This is a genomic window from Variovorax sp. TBS-050B, from assembly GCF_029893635.1.
Taxonomy (GTDB): Bacteria; Pseudomonadota; Gammaproteobacteria; order Burkholderiales; family Burkholderiaceae_C; genus Variovorax.
Genome location: NZ_JARXYR010000002.1, coordinates 1,832,363 through 1,847,526 on the forward strand (window position 1 = coordinate 1,832,363; position 15,164 = coordinate 1,847,526).

Here is a 15,164-nt window from a genome sequence, read left to right on the forward strand (position 1 = left end):
CCGTGCACGCCGCGCCGCCCGCGCCCGTCGCCATCGTCGCGGCGATGCACGAGGAACTCGCGGCCGTGCTCGCGCAGATGCCCGACGAGCAGCGCGTGCGCGTGGCCGGCCGCGATTTCTGGCTCGGCCATCTGCACGGCCAGCCGGTGGTGGCGGTGCTGTCGCGCATCGGCAAGGTCGCGGCCGCCGTCACTGCCGCGGTGCTGCTGGAGCGCTTCCGCGTGCGTGCGATCGTGTTCACCGGCGTCGCGGGCGGACTCGCGCCAGCGGTGCGCGTTGGCGACGTGGTGGTCGCGACCGAGCTGCTGCAGCATGACCTCGACGCCTCCCCGATCTTTCCGAAGTACGAAGTGCCGCTGATGGGCCTGTCGCGCTTTGCGGCCGACCGCGCGATCGGCGAGGGCCTCGCCGCGGCCGCGGCGCTCGCGCTGCGCGACCCCGTGGCGCTGGTCGGCCGGGCGGCGGTCGATGCGTTCGGCCTTGCGTCGCCGCGGATCCATCGCGGCCTGCTCGTGAGCGGCGACCGCTTCGTGGCGACGAGCGCCGAGAGCGACGCCCTGCGGCGCGACCTGCCCGACGCCCTGGCGGTGGAGATGGAAGGCGCCGCGATGGCGCAGGTCTGCCACGACTACGGCGTGCCGTTCGCCGCGGTGCGCACCATCTCCGACCGCGCCGACGATGCGGCGCATGGCGACTTCGCGCGCTTCGTGGCCGAGGTCGCGAGCCGCTACAGCCTGGCGCTGATCGGCGCTTGGCTGGCGGCGCAGCCCGCCGCCGGTGAGCCTGCGGCTACTTGAGCCAGCCGCGCCGGCGGAAGTACCACATCGGCCCCAGCGCGCTCGCCGCCATCAGCGCGAGCGCATAGGGGTAGCCGAGCGACCAGTCGAGCTCGGGCATGAACTTGAAGTTCATGCCGTAGATGCTCGCGATCAGCGTGGGCGGCAGCAGCGCCACGCTTGCCACCGAGAAGATCTTGATCGTCTTGTTCTGGTTGATGTTGATGAAACCGACGGTCGCATCCATCAGGAAGTTGATCTTGTCGAACAGGAAGGCCGTGTGGTTGTCCAGCGATTCGATATCGCGCAGGATCTGCCGCGCTTCCTCGAACTGCTCGGCGTTGAGCATGCGGCTGCGCATCATGAAGCTCACCGCGCGGCGCGTGTCCATCACGTTGCGGCGGATGCGGCCGTTCAGGTCTTCCTGGCGCGCGATGGCGCCGAGCACCTCGCCCGCGAGCTCGTCGCTGACGTTGCCTTCGAGCACCTTCTTGCCCGCGATCTCGAGTTCGTCGTAGATGTTCTCGAGCGTGTCGGCGGAGTATTCGGCGTCGGCGTCGAAGAGCTTCAGCAGCACTTCCTTCGCGTCCTCGATCAGGCCCGGCGCCCGGCGTGCGCGCATGCGCAGCAGGCGGAACACCGGCACGTCCTCGTCGTGGATCGAGAACAGCACGCCGCGGCTGCGCAGTTCGGTGTTGTGCTGGTTCAGGATGAAGGCCACGCGCACCGAGCGCGGGTCCTCGTCGTCGTCGATCAGGAAGTCGGAGCGGATGTGCAGCTCGCCGTTGTCTTCCTCGTAGAAGCGCGCCGATTCCTCGATGTCCTCGTCCATCGCGTCTTCGGGAATCGACAGGCCGTAGTACTGCTTGATCCAGCGCTTTTCCTCGAGCGTGGGCGATTCCAGGTCGACCCAGATCGGCTGGAACTTGGAGAGCTCCTCGAGGGCCTCGATCTCTTCCTGGACAAGGCGGCCGTTGGCAAGCGTGAAGATATTGAGCATTGGCTCACTCCCGTGAAAAGGCTTTGGCGATGGGGCGAGGGAGGGGGCGCTTTCAATTCCCGGGCCCGGCGCCTGCGTTTTCCGGCGTCAGAAGGCGGGAGTTGAAAGCTGCCGAGACGGGGCGGTTTCCATGATGCGGTCTCCAGTTGCAGCGAGGCGCGATTATGTCATCGGGCATGTGACCGCCCGGGCATCGATCTGGATGGACATACAGTAAAGTGGCGCCCCATGCAGACCGCTGCGCTCCCCGTCCATCCTGCCGCCGGCGCCACCCAGGCCGACCGCCTCGCCGCGGCCCTGTCGGCGCTCAACGACGCGCAGCGCGCCGCGGTCGAGCACGGCGTGGGCGCGCTGACGGGCGAGCGCGACGAGCGCCCGCTGCTCGTGATCGCGGGCGCCGGCTCGGGCAAGACGAGCACGCTCGCGCATCGGGTGGCACGGCTGATCGCCGACGGCGTCGATCCGCAGCGCCTGCTGCTTCTGACCTTCTCGCGCCGTGCCGCGCAGGAAATGGAGCGCCGCGCCGGCCAGGTGCTCGCGCGCGTGCTCGGCCTGCAGTCCGAAAGGCCGCCGGCGCTGCCCTGGGCCGGCACCTTTCACGGCATCGGCGCGCGGCTGCTGCGCGAATACGCGGCCCACATCGGCCTGGACGAGCACTTCACGATCCACGACCGCGGCGACGCCGAGGACCTGATGGGCCTGGTGCGCCACGAGCTCGGCCTCTCGTCGACCGTGAACCGCTTCCCGCGCAAGGGCACCTGCCTGTCGATCTATTCGCGCTGCGTCAACACGCGCGCGCCGCTCGAACGCGTGCTCGCCGAGGCCTTTCCGTGGTGCGCCGAATGGGAGGCCGAGCTCAAGCGGCTGTTCGGCGCCTACGTCGAGGCCAAGCAGCAGCAGAACGTGCTCGATTACGACGACCTGCTGCTCTACTGGGCCGGCATGGTGGCCGAGCCCGCGCTGGCCGCCTTGATCAGACAGCGCTTCGACCATGTGCTGGTCGACGAGTACCAGGACACCAACCTGCTGCAGGCGTCGATCCTGCTCGCGCTCAAGCCTGACGGTCGCGGCGTCACCGTGGTGGGCGACGACGCCCAGTCGATCTATTCGTTCCGCGGCGCCACGGTGCGCAACATCCTCGATTTCCCCGCGCAGTTCGGGCAGGCGGCGCGCGTGGTCACGCTGGAGCGCAACTACCGCTCGACGCAGCCGATCCTCGACGTCTCGAACCGCGTCATCGCGCGCGCCGCCGAGCGGCATGCCAAGACGCTCTGGACCGACAAGCCCTCGGCCGGGCGGCCGCAGCTGGTGCTGGTGCCCGACGAGGCGCAGCAGGCCGCGTGGGTGGCCGACAAGGGTGCTCGAACACCGCGAGGGCGGGCTCGCGCTCAAGTCGCAGGCGGTGCTGTTCCGCACTTCCACGCACAGCGCGCCGCTCGAACTCGAACTCGCGCGCCGCAACATCCCGTTCGTGAAGTACGGCGGCCTCAAGTTCCTCGAGGCCTCCCACGTGAAGGACCTGCTCGCGGTGCTGCGCTTCGCCGAGAACCCGCGCGGGCGCATGGCGGGCTTTCGCGTCACGCAGCTCATTCCCGGCATCGGGCCCGCCACCGGCGCGCGGCTGCTCGACGCCATGGACACCGCCGCCGATCCCGCCGCGGCGGTGCGCGATTTCGCGCCGCCGGCGGCCGCGCGCGCCGAATGGGCGGTGTTCGCCGAGGCCTATGCCGCGCTGCGCGAAGCCGCGCTGCCGTGGCCGGCCGACGTGGAGATCGCCGCGCGCTGGTACCTGCCGCATCTCGAGCGGCTTTACGAGGATCCCTCGGGCGTGCGGCGGGCCGACATCGAGCAGCTCGCGCGGCTGGCCTCGGGCTACGGTTCGCGCGAGCGCTTCCTGACCGAGCTCACGCTCGATCCGCCCGAGGCCACGAGCGACCGGCCCGGGCCGCCCTCGCTCGACGAGGACTACCTGATCCTCTCGACCATCCATTCGGCCAAGGGGCAGGAGTGGAATTCGGTCCACGTGCTCAACGTGGTCGACGGCTGCCTGCCGGCCGACGTGGCGCAGAGCGCGCACGAGCTCGAAGAGGAGCGGCGGCTGCTCTACGTCGCCATGACCCGGGCGCGCGACCATCTGCACCTGCTGGTGCCGCAGCGCTTCTACGTCACGCAGCAGGCCGTGCGCGGCGATCGGCACCTCTACGCCAACCGCACGCGCTTCATCGCCGACAGTGATCTCCCGGGCTTCGACCAGCAGACCTGGCCGCCGCCGCCCGCGCGTCCGCCCGCGGTGCCGCCGCCGGCGGCCGTGATCGATCTGCGCAACCGCATGCGGGCCGCCTGGAGTTGAGCCTTGGCCCTGCGCGCGGCAGGGTCACTGGCCGCGCTCGCGCGTGGACACATCCGTCATGCGGCGGTCACGGTCGCGCAGGGGCAGGCGCGGCCAGCTATGGAATCAATAGCGGATTGGCGCACGGCCGGCGCGGTCCCGGAATCCGGGCAAGTCTGCTATTGCAATGGTGTGACAGCTTGGGCATAGTGAATCGACCTTCTCTCCTTCACCCAAGTCTTTCTCTCTCCTCTTCTTTTTCCCGATTCCCGCACCCATCTCATTTCCGTCGGCCGTGCTTCATTCCGCAGCATGGTCTTTTCCCAACCGTCAATTCTCAGGAGGTCTTTCATGAATTTGACGATCAGCGGTCATCACCTCGACGTCACGCCAGCCTTGCGCACCTACGTCACGAGCAAGCTGGACCGGATCACGCGGCACTTCGACCAGGTGGTCGATGTGAAGGTGATCCTCACGGTGGAAAAGCAGAAGGAAAAGGAACGCCGCCAACGGGCGGAATGCAACATTCACGTCAAGGGCAATGACATGTTCGCGGAATCGAGCCACGCTGATCTCTACGCCGCGGTCGATGAACTGGTCGACAAGCTCGACCGCCAGGTGGTCCGCCACAAGGACCGGCTGCAGGACCACCACCACGCGGCGCCCAAGCGCCTGATGTGACGGCACAGAAGGGCTGCGGCCCTTCGCCGGCAAGCCGCCTCCGGGCGGCTTTTTGCTGCCCCTTGCCACGCTTCCTTCGCAGGATCGAAGCGACTTCGGGCAACATGTAGACAAAAAGTAACTAGCCCAACTGGGGGTTTTTACCAAGCGGGTGCATAATCGCCCCCGCTCCCACCATGAACCGACTCGCGTCCATCCTGCCGCCCGCTCAAGTGCTCGTGAGCGTCGACGCCACCAGCAAGAAACGTGCTTTCGAGGAAGCCGGCTTGCTGTTCGAGGGCCTGCATGGCCTGGGGCGCGCCCTGATCACCGACAGCCTGTTCGCCCGCGAACGGCTCGGCTCCACCGGGCTCGGCCATGGCGTGGCCATCCCGCACGGCCGCATCAAGGGCCTCAAGGCGCCGATGGCGGCGGTTTTCCAGCTCGCGAACCCGATCGGCTTCGACGCGCCCGACGAGCAGCCCGTCGGACTGCTGATCTTCCTGCTGGTGCCCGAGGCCGCGACCCAGAAGCACCTCGAAATCCTTTCCGAGATCGCCGAGCTGCTGAGCGACGCCGCACTGCGCGAGCGCATCAAGTCCAGCACCGACGCGGCCGAACTGCACGGCCTGATCGCGGGCTGGCAGTCGACGCAAGTCGCCTGAATTGGCCTGCCGCCAGGCTGCGCGCACTTCGTGCCGCTTCGCCAGCGCCCTTCCAGAGGCAATGCCAGCGGCCCCGCGAAGCCGGTTCCGCGGTATTCTGGCCGGCCTCAACTCTGGCGCGTGAGCGCCTTTTCCTGACCGCATGAAGCCGACCGTCATCAGCGCCGACGCCATGTTCGAGGAATTCCGCGGCTCGCTCCGCTGGGAATGGCTCGCCGGCCTCGGCGCCTCGGAGCGCCAGTTCGACCCCGACGTCATCAGCCGCGCCCAGTCGGCGGCCGACCTCGTCGGCTACCTCAACTACATCCATCCCTACCGCGTGCAGATCCTCGGCGCGCGCGAGGTGGCCTATCTCACGCGCGGCAGCCAGGAAGACTGCGCGCGCCGCATCGCGCGCATCGTCACGCTGGAGCCGCCGATGCTGGTGCTGGCCGACGGCCAGGCAGCGCCCGACGAATTGCTGTCGATCTGCGAGCGCGCGCAGCTGCCGCTCTTCGCCACGCGCGAATCGTCGGCCTTCGTGATCGACCTGCTGCGCGCCTATCTGTCGAAGCATTTCGCCGAGCGCACCTCGATGCACGGCGTGTTCATGGACATCCTGGGCATGGGCGTCATGATCACCGGCGAGTCGGGCCTCGGCAAAAGCGAGCTCGGCCTGGAGCTGATCTCGCGCGGCAACGGGCTGGTGGCCGACGACGCGGTCGACCTCTACCGCATCAACCAGAACACCATCGAGGGCCGCTGCCCCGACCTGCTGCTCAACCTGCTCGAAGTGCGCGGCATCGGCCTGCTCGACATCCGCGCGATCTTCGGCGAGACCGCGGTGCGTCGGAAGATGCGGCTCAAGCTCATCGTGCACCTGGTGCGGCGCGACAGCTTCGAGCGCGACTACGAGCGCATGCCCTCGGCACCGCTCACGCAGGACGTGCTCGGTATTCCGGTGCGCAAGGTCATCATCCAGGTGGTGGCCGGCCGCAACATCGCGGTGCTGGTGGAAGCGGCCGTGCGCAATTCGATCCTGCAGCTGCGCGGCATCGACACCTACGCCGACTTCGTCGCCCGCCACCACAAGGCCATGGAAGCCGGGCAGGACTGAGCGCGAGTTACCGCTTGCTGGCGCAGTCGGCGCACAGGCCGTAGAGCGACATGGCGTGGTCCTGCAGGATCCAGCCCTTGTCCTTGGCGATCATCTGCTGGCGGCGCTCGATCTCGGCGTCGTAGAACTCCTCGACCTTGCCGCACGACGTGCAGATCAGGTGGTCGTGGTGCGTGCCTTCGTTGAGCTCGTACACCGCCTTGCCGCTCTCGAAATGGCTGCGCTCGAGGATGCCCGCCTGCTCGAACTGCGTCAGCACGCGGTAGACGGTGGCCAGCCCGATGTCGGAGTGCTCGTTCAGCAGCACGCGGAACACGTCTTCGGCCGTCATGTGGCGCTGGCTTCCGGTCTGGAAGATTTCCAGGATCTTCAGCCGCGGCAGTGTGGCCTTGAGGCCGGTATTCTTCAGTTCGTCGATGTTGGCCATGATGGGTTCCTGCGCCTGGGCTGCGGGCGGGCCGCAAGGGGCCTGCCGCTACAATGGCCGATCATATCGCTACCCTCTTTTCTCCCATGCCTGCCATCCTTTCATGCCGTCCCTGGCTGCTGGCTGCGGCCGTCGCTGCGACGTTCGCCCTCGGCGCCTGCAGCGGCTTCAGCGAGCGCACGCGGGGTGCGCTGTCGGCCATCACGCCCTACAAGGTCGAGGTGGTCCAGGGCAATTTCGTGTCGAAGCAGCAGGTCGAAGCCCTCAAGCCCGGCATGTCCCGCCAGCAGGTGCGCGAGATCCTCGGCACGCCGCTCCTGACCGACGTCTTCCACACCAACCGCTGGGACTACGTCTTCACGATCCGGCGCCAGGGCGTGGATCCGCAGGAACGCCGCCTGACGGTGTTCTTCAACGGCGAGCTGCTCGACCGCTTCGAAGGCGACACGATGCCGAGCGAGGAAGAGTTCGTCGCCACGCTCGACACCCGCAAGAAGAGCGGCAAGGTGCCGCAGCTCGAGGCCTCGGAAGAAGAACTGAAGAAGTTCGCGCCCAAAGCCGACGAGAAAAAGGCCGATGCCGGCGCCCCGGCCACCAGCCTGCCGCCGCTGCCGGCGGCCTATCCCCCGCTCGAAACCGCGCGCTGAGCAGGCGCCAGACAGACCAGCGAGGGCGGGCGCACCCGCCGCGTCAGGCGGGCGCAGGCCGTCCCTCATGCCATTTCAAAGGCTGAATCCGCGTGACCGAATCCATCTCCTCCCTCTCGTCCTCTTCTTCTCCGGCCCTGCGGCGCGTGGCGATCGCGGGTGCCTCGGGCCGCATGGGCCGCATGCTCGTCGAAGCGGTGCGCGAGGCGCAGGACTGCCGCCTCGCCGGCGCGCTCGACATGGCCGGCAGCGAGGCCATCGGCGCCGATGCGGCCGCGTTCCTGGGCTTCACGAGCGGCGTGCCGATCGTGTCCGACCTGCGCACCGGCCTGCAGGATGCGCAGGTGCTGATCGACTTCACGCGGCCCGAAGGCACGCTCGCGCACCTCGCGATCTGCCGTGAACTCGGCGTGCAGGCCGTGATCGGCACCACCGGCTTCAGCGATGCGCAGAAGGCCGAGATCGCCGAGATCGCCAAGGACGTCGCGATCATGCTCGCGCCCAACATGAGCGTGGGCGTCAACGTCACCTTCAAGCTGCTCGAGATGGCGGCCAAGGCGCTCTCGACCGGCTACGACATCGAGATCATCGAGGCCCACCACCGCCACAAGGTGGATGCACCCTCGGGCACGGCGCTCAAGATGGGCGAGGTCATCGCCCAGGCGCTGGGCCGCGACCTGAAGGACTGCGCCGTCTACGCCCGCGAGGGCATCACCGGCGAACGCGACCCCTCGACCATCGGCTTCTCGGCGATCCGCGGCGGCGACATCGTGGGCGACCACACGGTGCTCTTCGCGGGCACCGGCGAGCGCATCGAGATCACGCACAAGTCGGCGAGCCGCACCACCTACGCGCAGGGCGCGCTGCGCGCGGTGCGCTTCCTGGCCGGGCAGAAGGCCGGCCTGTTCGACATGTTCGACGTGCTCGGACTCCGCTGACAGGCGGCCAGGATCCGCCGATGAGCGTCCTCGAACTGCTGACCCAGGGCGACGGCGTCAGCCGCTCGGTGGCGGCGCTGCTGCTGGCGATGTCGATCGCGAGCTGGGTGGTGATCCTCTGGAAGACCTGGCTGCTGCGCGGCGGCACGCGCGACGTGCTGCGCAGCATCGCCGCGTTCTGGCAGTCGGCCACGCTGGCCGACGCGGAAGAGCGGCTGCGCGCCTTCGACCGCGCCGCGCTCGTGGCGCCGGCCGTGGGCGCGCTGCGCCACGCCGCCACCGATGCGAATGCCGGCACGCTCGACGCCACCGTGGGCGACCGCAACCAGCGGCTCACGCGGGCGCTGCGCGGCGCGCTGCACGGTGCGCTGCGGCGCCTGCAGTCGGGCCAGATCCTGCTCGCCACGGTCGGCGCCACCGCGCCCTTCGTCGGCCTGCTCGGCACCGTGTGGGGCATCTACGGCGCGCTGTCGGGCATTGCGGGGCAGGCGGGCGGCTTCACCATCGACAAGGTCGCGGGTCCGGTGGGCGAGGCGCTGGTCATGACGGCCTTCGGCCTCGCGGTCGCCATCCCGGCCGTGCTGGCCTACAACGTGTTCGGCCGCGTCATCGGCCGCATCGAGGCCGAGCTCGAGGGCTTCGCGCACGACCTGCTCGGCAGCTTCGGCACTCCGCCGCAACCGGCCGCGCCGCCGCCCGCGCGGCCCATGCCGGTCTCGGCCTGAGAGGGCGCCCGGCCATGGCCTTCGGTCGCACCTCGCTCGGCAGCAGTGCCGCCGGCGGCGGACGCGCCACCGGCGCGGGCGGCCAGCGCCCGCTGTCGGACATCAACGTGACGCCGCTGGTCGACGTGATGCTGGTGCTGCTCGTGATCTTCATCATCACCGCGCCGCTGATGGCGAGCTCGATCAAGCTCGACCTGCCGCAGACCGACGCGGGCCAGCCCAACGACACGCCGAAGTTCGTGGCCGTCTCGGTCGATGCCGCGGGCAAGGTCTTCTTCAACGACCAGCCGGTGACCGACGACGAACTCGCCGGGCGGCTGCAGAAGGCCGCGGCCGACAGCAAGGACACCGAGGTGCAGCTGCGCGCCGACCAGACCGTGCCCTACGGCCGCGTGGTGGCGCTGATGGGCATCGCGAACAAGGCCGGGCTGAGCCGGATCGGGTTCGTGACCGAGGCTGCGGCGGGCGAGAAGCCGCGCTGAGCCGGCTTTGCGCCAGAGGCCAGGAAGCAATCTCCTTCAGCCGAGCACGACGGGCTTGGTGCGCCAGATCTCGTGCGCGTACTGCGCGATCGTCCGGTCCGACGAGAACGCGCCCATGCCGGCCACGTTCAGGATCGCCATGCGCGTCCAGGCGTCGGTGTCGCGGTAGAGCGCATCGACCTCGGCCTGCTTCGCGACGTAGCTCGCGTAGTCGGCCAGCAGCAGGTAGTGGTCGCCCCAGTTCACCAGCGCGTCGTAGATGCCCTGGTAGCGCGAGGGCTCGCCGGGCGAGAACACGCCGTCGCGGATCGCATCGAGCACGCGCCGCAGTTCGGCGTTCTGCTCGTAGACCTCGCGCGGCTGGTAGCCGTGCGCGCGGATGTCGGCCACCTCGGGCGTGGTGTTGCCGAAGATGAAGATGTTCTCGGCGCCTACGTTGTCGCGCATCTCCACGTTGGCGCCGTCGAGCGTGCCGATGGTGAGCGCGCCGTTGAGCGCGAACTTCATGTTGCCGGTGCCCGAGGCCTCGGTGCCCGCGGTCGAGATCTGCTCCGACAGGTCGGCCGCGGGCATGATGATCTCGGCCAGGCTGACGCTGTAGTTGGGCAGGAACACCACCTTGAGCAGCTTGCCCACGCGGGCGTCGCCGTTGATGGTGTGCGCCACGTCGTTGATCAGCCGGATCACGAGCTTCGCCATCTGGTAGGCCGAAGCCGCCTTGCCGGCGAACACCACCACGCGCGGCACCATGTCGACGGCCGTGCCCGCGGCCTGCGCGTCGAGGATTCGGTGGTAGCGCGTGATCACGTGCAGCACGTTGAGCAGCTGCCGCTTGTACTCGTGGATGCGCTTGACCTGCACGTCGAACATCGCGTCGGTGTCGAGCACGATGTCCATGTGCTGCTCGACCCAGTTCGCGAGCCGCAGCTTGTTCTCGCGCTTCGCATGCCGGAAGGCGCGCGCGAAGGCCGGCTGCTGCGCCATCGGCCGCAGCGCCTCGAGCTGCGACAGATCGCGCCGCCAGCCCGTGCCCAGCCGCTGGTCCAGCAGCGCGGCCAGCGGCGGATTGGCCTGCGCGAGCCAGCGCCGCGGCGTCACGCCGTTGGTCTTGTTGTTGAAGCGCTCGGGAAAGATCTTCGCGAAGTCGGCGAAGATCGACTGCTTCATGAGCTCCGAGTGCAGGCCCGAGACGCCGTTGATCGAGTGGCTCGCGAGCACCGCCACGTAGGCCATGCGCACGCGCCGCTCGCCCGTCTCGTCCACCAGCGAGAGCCGGCGCAGCAGTTCGACGTCGTTGCCGGCCTTCTGCGTCACGGCGGCCAGGAAGCGGGCGTTCATGTCGTAGATGATCTGCAGGTGCCGCGGCAGGATGCGGCCGAGCATCTCGACCGGCCAGGTCTCGAGCGCCTCGTGCATCAGCGTGTGGTTGGTGTAGCTGAACACCTTCTCGGTCTGCGCCCAGGCCGCGTCCCACGACAGGCCGTGCTCGTCGAGCAGCAGCCGCATGAGCTCGGGCACGGCCAGCACCGGGTGCGTGTCGTTCAGGTGGATGCTGACCTTGTTGCCGAGCTGGTCGAAGTCCTTGTGGGTGCGCAGGTAGCGCCGCAGCAGGTCCTGCACGCTCGCGCTGCAGAAGAAGTACTCCTGGTGCAGCCGCAGCTCGCGGCCCGAGGGCGTGGAGTCGTCGGGATAGAGCACGCGCGAGACGTTCTCGGAGTGGTTCTTGCTCTCCACCGCCTGCATGTAGTTGCCGCGGTTGAAGGCCGAGAGGTCGATCTCCTCGGTGGCGCGCGCCGACCACAGGCGCAGCGTGTTGGTCGCCTGCGTGCCGTAGCCGGGAATGATGGTGTCGTAGGCCACGGCCCGCACGTCGTGGGTGTCGACCCACTCGGCCGCGCCGTAGGGCGCATTGGCGCCTTCGCGCCGCTGCACGCGGCCGCCGAAGCGCACGCGGTAGTTCACCTCGGGCCGCTGGAACTCCCACGGGTTGCCGCGCGTGAGCCAGTAGTCGGGCGTCTCCACCTGCTGGCCGTCGACGATGCGCTGGCGGAACATGCCGTACTCGTAGCGGATGCCGTAGCCCATGCCCGGCACGCCGAGCGTGGCCATCGAATCGAGGAAGCAGGCCGCGAGCCGGCCCAGGCCGCCGTTGCCGAGCGCCGCGTCGGGCTCGCGCTCGGCGAGCTGCGCCATGTCGACGCCGAAGTCGGTCAGCGCCTCGCGCACCGTGTCGTAGAGATCGACCGCGAGCAGCGCGTTGGTGAAGGTGCGCCCGATCAGGAACTCCATCGAGAGGTAGTAGACGCGCTTGAGGTCCTGCACGTAGTTGGCGCGCGTGGTCGCCATCCAGCGTTCGACGAGCTGGTCGCGCACCGCGAGCGCGGTGGGCGTGCAGCCAGTCGTCCTGGCTCGCGGCCACGGGGTCCTTGCCGACCGCGTAGATCAGCTTGTTCGCGACGGCACGCTTGAACGCGGCCACGTCGCGGTCGGGATGGTCGTAGGCGAAGTCTTCGATCGTCATGGGGTCCCTTGAGGTTCGGTGTTGTTCGATGGAGGGGTGGGGTCCGAAGGAAGGCGGGCTATGCCAGCGCCTTGCGGTAGACCTCGATGTAGTCGGCCGCCGCGGCGGCCCAGTCGGCGGGGCGCCGCATCGCGTTGCCGCGCACGCGCCGCCAGTCGGGCGCGCGCTGGTAGAGCGCGAAGGCGCGGCGCAGCGCGCGGTGGTAGTCGGCGGCCTCGAAGCGGTCGAACACGAAGCCGGTGGCGTCGCCGCTGGCCATGTCCTCCAGCGTGCAGTCCACCACCGTGTCGGCCAGGCCGCCGACGCGGCGCACCAGCGGCAGACTGCCGTACTTGAGGCCGTACATCTGCGTGAGGCCGCAGGGCTCGAAGAGCGAGGGCACGAGCGTCACGTCGCCGCCGCCGAAGAGCCGGTGCGCGAGCGTCTCGTCGTAGCCGATGGTGACGCTCACCGACTGCGGCGCCGCCGCCGCGCGCGCACGGAAGGCCGCTTCGAGCCAGGCCTCGCCGCTGCCGAGCAGCGCGAGCTGCCCGCCCTGGGCCAGCAGGGCGTCGAGTCCGTCGAGCACGAGGTGCAGTCCCTTCTGCTCGGTCAGCCGGCTCACGAGGATGAAGAGCGGCGCGTCGGCCCGTTCGGAAAGGCCGAGCTGGTGCTGCAGCACCGCCTTGCAGCGCGCCTTGCCCGCCATGTGGCGGCCTTCGGGCGTGTGGAAGCCCTGCACCAGCGCGGCGTCGCTGCCGGGATTCCAGACCTTGTCGTCGACCGCGTTGAGGATGCCGCCGAGCACGTCGCTGCGCCGGCGCAGCAGGCCGTCGAGGCCGCAGCCCTGCTCGGGCGTCTGGATCTCGCGCGCATAGGTCGGGCTCACGGTCGTCAGCCGGTCGGCGTAGAACAGGCCGCCCTTCATGAACGAGAGCTGGCCGTGGTATTCGAGCCCGTCGAAATGGAAGGCCGCGTCGGGCAGCCCGAGCCCGGCGAAATGCCAGGGCGCGAAGAGCCCCTGGTAGGCGAGGTTGTGCACCGTGAACACGCTGCCCGCGCGCGGACCGCCGTTCTGCGGCGCGAAGGCCATGTAGGCCGGCGCCATGGCCGCGTGCCAGTCGTGCGAATGCACGATCTCGGGCTGCCATGCGGGATCGAGCCCCTGCGCGAGCTGGGCCGCCGCCCAGCCCAGCAGCGCGAAGCGCCGGTGGTTGTCGGCATAGGGCTGGCGCGAGGTGTCTTCGTAGGGGTTGCCGGGGCGGTCGTAGAGCGCGGGCGCGTCGATCACGTAGGCCGGGATCGCGGGCGCGCCGTCGACCGGCACATGGCCCATGCGCAGCGCGAAGCGCTCGCCCCAGGGCGCCGCGAACTCGGTCACGGGCGCGAGCTCGCGCAGGCCCGCAAGGATCGCCGGAAAGCCCGGCAGCAGCACCCGCGCGTCCTGGCCGGCCGCCATCAGCGCGACCGGCAGCGCGCCCGCCACGTCGGCGAGGCCACCGGTCTTGAGCAGGGGAAAGAGTTCGGCGCTGACCTGGAGGATTCTCATGCGGCGTGAGCGGACGGGCGGGCGGTTCAGGCGGCGGCCGGCAGCCGCTGGAGCATCTCGCGCGTGACCAGCACCACGCCAGCTTCGGTGCGCTCGAAGCGGGCGGCGTCGGCGGCGGCGTCCTCGCCGATCACCATGTGGTCGGGAATCACGCAGCCGCGGTCGATCACCACCCGGCTGAGCCGGCAGCCGCGGCCGACCTCCACGTCGGGCAGCAGCACGGCCTCGTGGATGTCGCAGAACGAATGGATGCGCACGCCCGAGAACAGCACCGAGCTGCTGACCTTGGAGCCCGAGACGATGCAGCCGCCCGAGACGATGGTGTTGACCGTCATGCCGTGGCGGCCGTCGCGGTCGGGCACGAACTTGGCCGGCGGCAACTGCCGCTGGTAGGTCCAGATGGGCCAGTCGGTGTCATAGATGTCGAGTTCGGGCGTGATCGAGGCGAGGTCGAGGTTGGCGGCCCAGAATGCATCGATCGTGCCCACGTCGCGCCAGTAGGCCTTGGCGTCCGGTCCGCGCGAGGCCCGCGTGACGCACGACATGCCGAACGGATGCGCCAGCGCGCGGCCCTGCGCCACGGCGCGCGGGATGATGTCCTTGCCGAAGTCGTGGCTCGAATCGGGGTTGGCGGCGTCTTCCTCGAGCAGCTGGTAGAGGTACTCGGAGTCGAACACGTAGATGCCCATGCTCGCGAGCGCCGTGTCGGGATGGCCCGGCATCGCGGGCGGATCGGCCGGCTTCTCCAAGAAGTCGGTGATCCGGCGCTCTTCGTCGATGGCCATCACGCCGAAGGCCGTGGCCTCCATGCGCGGCACCTCGATGCAGCCGACGGTGCAGCCCAGGCCGTGCTCGGCATGGTCCTTGACCATGATCGAGTAGTCCATCTTGTAGATGTGGTCGCCCGCGAGCACCACCACGTAGTCGTGCTTGGTGGAGCGCGTCTGGATGATGTCGAGGTTCTGGAACACCGCATCGGCGGTGCCGCGGTACCAGTGCTCGTCGCCGGTGCGCTGCTGCGCGGGCAGCACGTCGACCATTTCGTTGAGTTCCGCGCGCAGGAAGCTCCAGCCGCGCTGCAGGTGGCGCATGAGCGAGTGCGACTTGTACTGCGTGACCACCGCCATGCGCCGGATGCCGGAGTTGAGGCAGTTGGAGAGCGCGAAATCGATGATGCGGAACTTGCCGCCGAAGTACACGGCCGGCTTGGCGCGGCGGTCGGTCAGCTGCCGGAGGCGCGAACCGCGGCCGCCGGCCAGCACCAGCGCGATGGTGCGGCGCACCAGTTGATGGGCCTGCAGGGGGGCCTGCGGGACGTTGCCATTGCTGTCGTTCACTCTGCGTTCCCTTCGTTCATTGTTCGTCGTCCC

12 protein-coding genes and 2 pseudogenes are annotated in these 15,164 nt (G+C 69.2%); 9 read left to right on the forward strand and 5 right to left on the reverse strand.

The features are described from left to right. Positions 1–2 precede the first annotated feature (2 nt). Positions 3–797, forward strand: coding sequence for a 5'-methylthioadenosine/adenosylhomocysteine nucleosidase (locus tag M2165_RS11695; protein ID WP_280814799.1), 795 nt, complete (start codon positions 3–5; stop codon positions 795–797). Here M2165_RS11695 and corA read toward each other — a convergent pair. Then, a complete protein-coding gene (gene corA, locus M2165_RS11700; RefSeq protein WP_280814800.1) occupies positions 790–1,776 on the reverse strand; it encodes a magnesium/cobalt transporter CorA in 987 nt (328 codons plus the stop codon). The genes M2165_RS11695 and corA overlap by 8 nt on opposite strands. Positions 1,777–2,004: 228 nt before the next feature. On the opposite strand from corA, the pseudogene M2165_RS11705 reads away from it, so the two are divergent. From M2165_RS11705 to hprK, 4 genes and pseudogenes are all read left to right on the forward strand, one after another. Then, a pseudogene (locus tag M2165_RS11705) lies at positions 2,005–4,126 on the forward strand (ATP-dependent helicase). A gap of 330 nt (positions 4,127–4,456) precedes the next feature. Beyond that, positions 4,457–4,786: a ribosome-associated translation inhibitor RaiA gene (gene raiA, locus M2165_RS11710; protein WP_081270768.1), complete on the forward strand. Its 330-nt coding sequence runs from the start codon at positions 4,457–4,459 to the stop codon at positions 4,784–4,786. A 176-nt stretch (positions 4,787–4,962) separates the two neighbouring features. Continuing rightward, positions 4,963–5,430, forward strand: coding sequence for a PTS sugar transporter subunit IIA (locus M2165_RS11715; protein WP_280814801.1), 468 nt, complete (start codon positions 4,963–4,965; stop codon positions 5,428–5,430). A gap of 142 nt (positions 5,431–5,572) precedes the next feature. Then, a complete protein-coding gene (hprK, locus tag M2165_RS11720; protein ID WP_280814802.1) occupies positions 5,573–6,526 on the forward strand; it encodes an HPr(Ser) kinase/phosphatase in 954 nt (317 codons plus the stop codon). A gap of 7 nt (positions 6,527–6,533) precedes the next feature. Here hprK and fur read toward each other — a convergent pair whose 3' ends face one another. Continuing rightward, a complete protein-coding gene (gene fur, locus M2165_RS11725) occupies positions 6,534–6,953 on the reverse strand; it encodes a ferric iron uptake transcriptional regulator (protein WP_258503640.1) in 420 nt (139 codons plus the stop codon). 86 nt (positions 6,954–7,039) lie between these two features. Between fur and M2165_RS11730 the strand changes: the two genes are divergently transcribed. From M2165_RS11730 to M2165_RS11745, 4 genes are all read left to right on the forward strand, one after another. After that, the gene (locus M2165_RS11730; protein ID WP_280814803.1) at positions 7,040–7,600 is read left to right on the forward strand and encodes an outer membrane protein assembly factor BamE; all 561 of its coding nucleotides are present in this window, start codon (positions 7,040–7,042) and stop codon (positions 7,598–7,600) included. A gap of 92 nt (positions 7,601–7,692) precedes the next feature. After that, entirely contained in the window at positions 7,693–8,538 is an 846-nt protein-coding gene (gene dapB / locus M2165_RS11735) for a 4-hydroxy-tetrahydrodipicolinate reductase (protein ID WP_280814804.1), read from the forward strand. A 20-nt stretch (positions 8,539–8,558) separates the two neighbouring features. Further along, on the forward strand, positions 8,559–9,263 hold the full coding sequence (locus M2165_RS11740) for a MotA/TolQ/ExbB proton channel family protein (protein WP_280814805.1): 705 nt from the start codon (positions 8,559–8,561) through the stop codon (positions 9,261–9,263). A gap of 14 nt (positions 9,264–9,277) precedes the next feature. After that, a complete protein-coding gene (locus M2165_RS11745) occupies positions 9,278–9,745 on the forward strand; it encodes a biopolymer transporter ExbD (RefSeq protein ID WP_280814806.1) in 468 nt (155 codons plus the stop codon). Between the two features lie 36 nt (positions 9,746–9,781). Here the strand turns inward: M2165_RS11745 and M2165_RS11750 are convergent. From M2165_RS11750 to glgC, 3 genes and pseudogenes are all read right to left on the reverse strand, one after another. Further along, positions 9,782–12,266, reverse strand: a pseudogene (locus M2165_RS11750) (glycogen/starch/alpha-glucan phosphorylase). Between the two features lie 58 nt (positions 12,267–12,324). Next, positions 12,325–13,794 (reverse strand): glycogen synthase GlgA, encoded by a 1,470-nt coding sequence (gene glgA, locus M2165_RS11755; protein WP_280814807.1) that lies wholly within the window; start codon positions 13,792–13,794, stop codon positions 12,325–12,327. A gap of 26 nt (positions 13,795–13,820) precedes the next feature. After that, positions 13,821–15,131 (reverse strand): glucose-1-phosphate adenylyltransferase, encoded by a 1,311-nt coding sequence (gene glgC, locus M2165_RS11760; protein WP_280814808.1) that lies wholly within the window; start codon positions 15,129–15,131, stop codon positions 13,821–13,823. Positions 15,132–15,164: the final 33 nt, after the last annotated feature.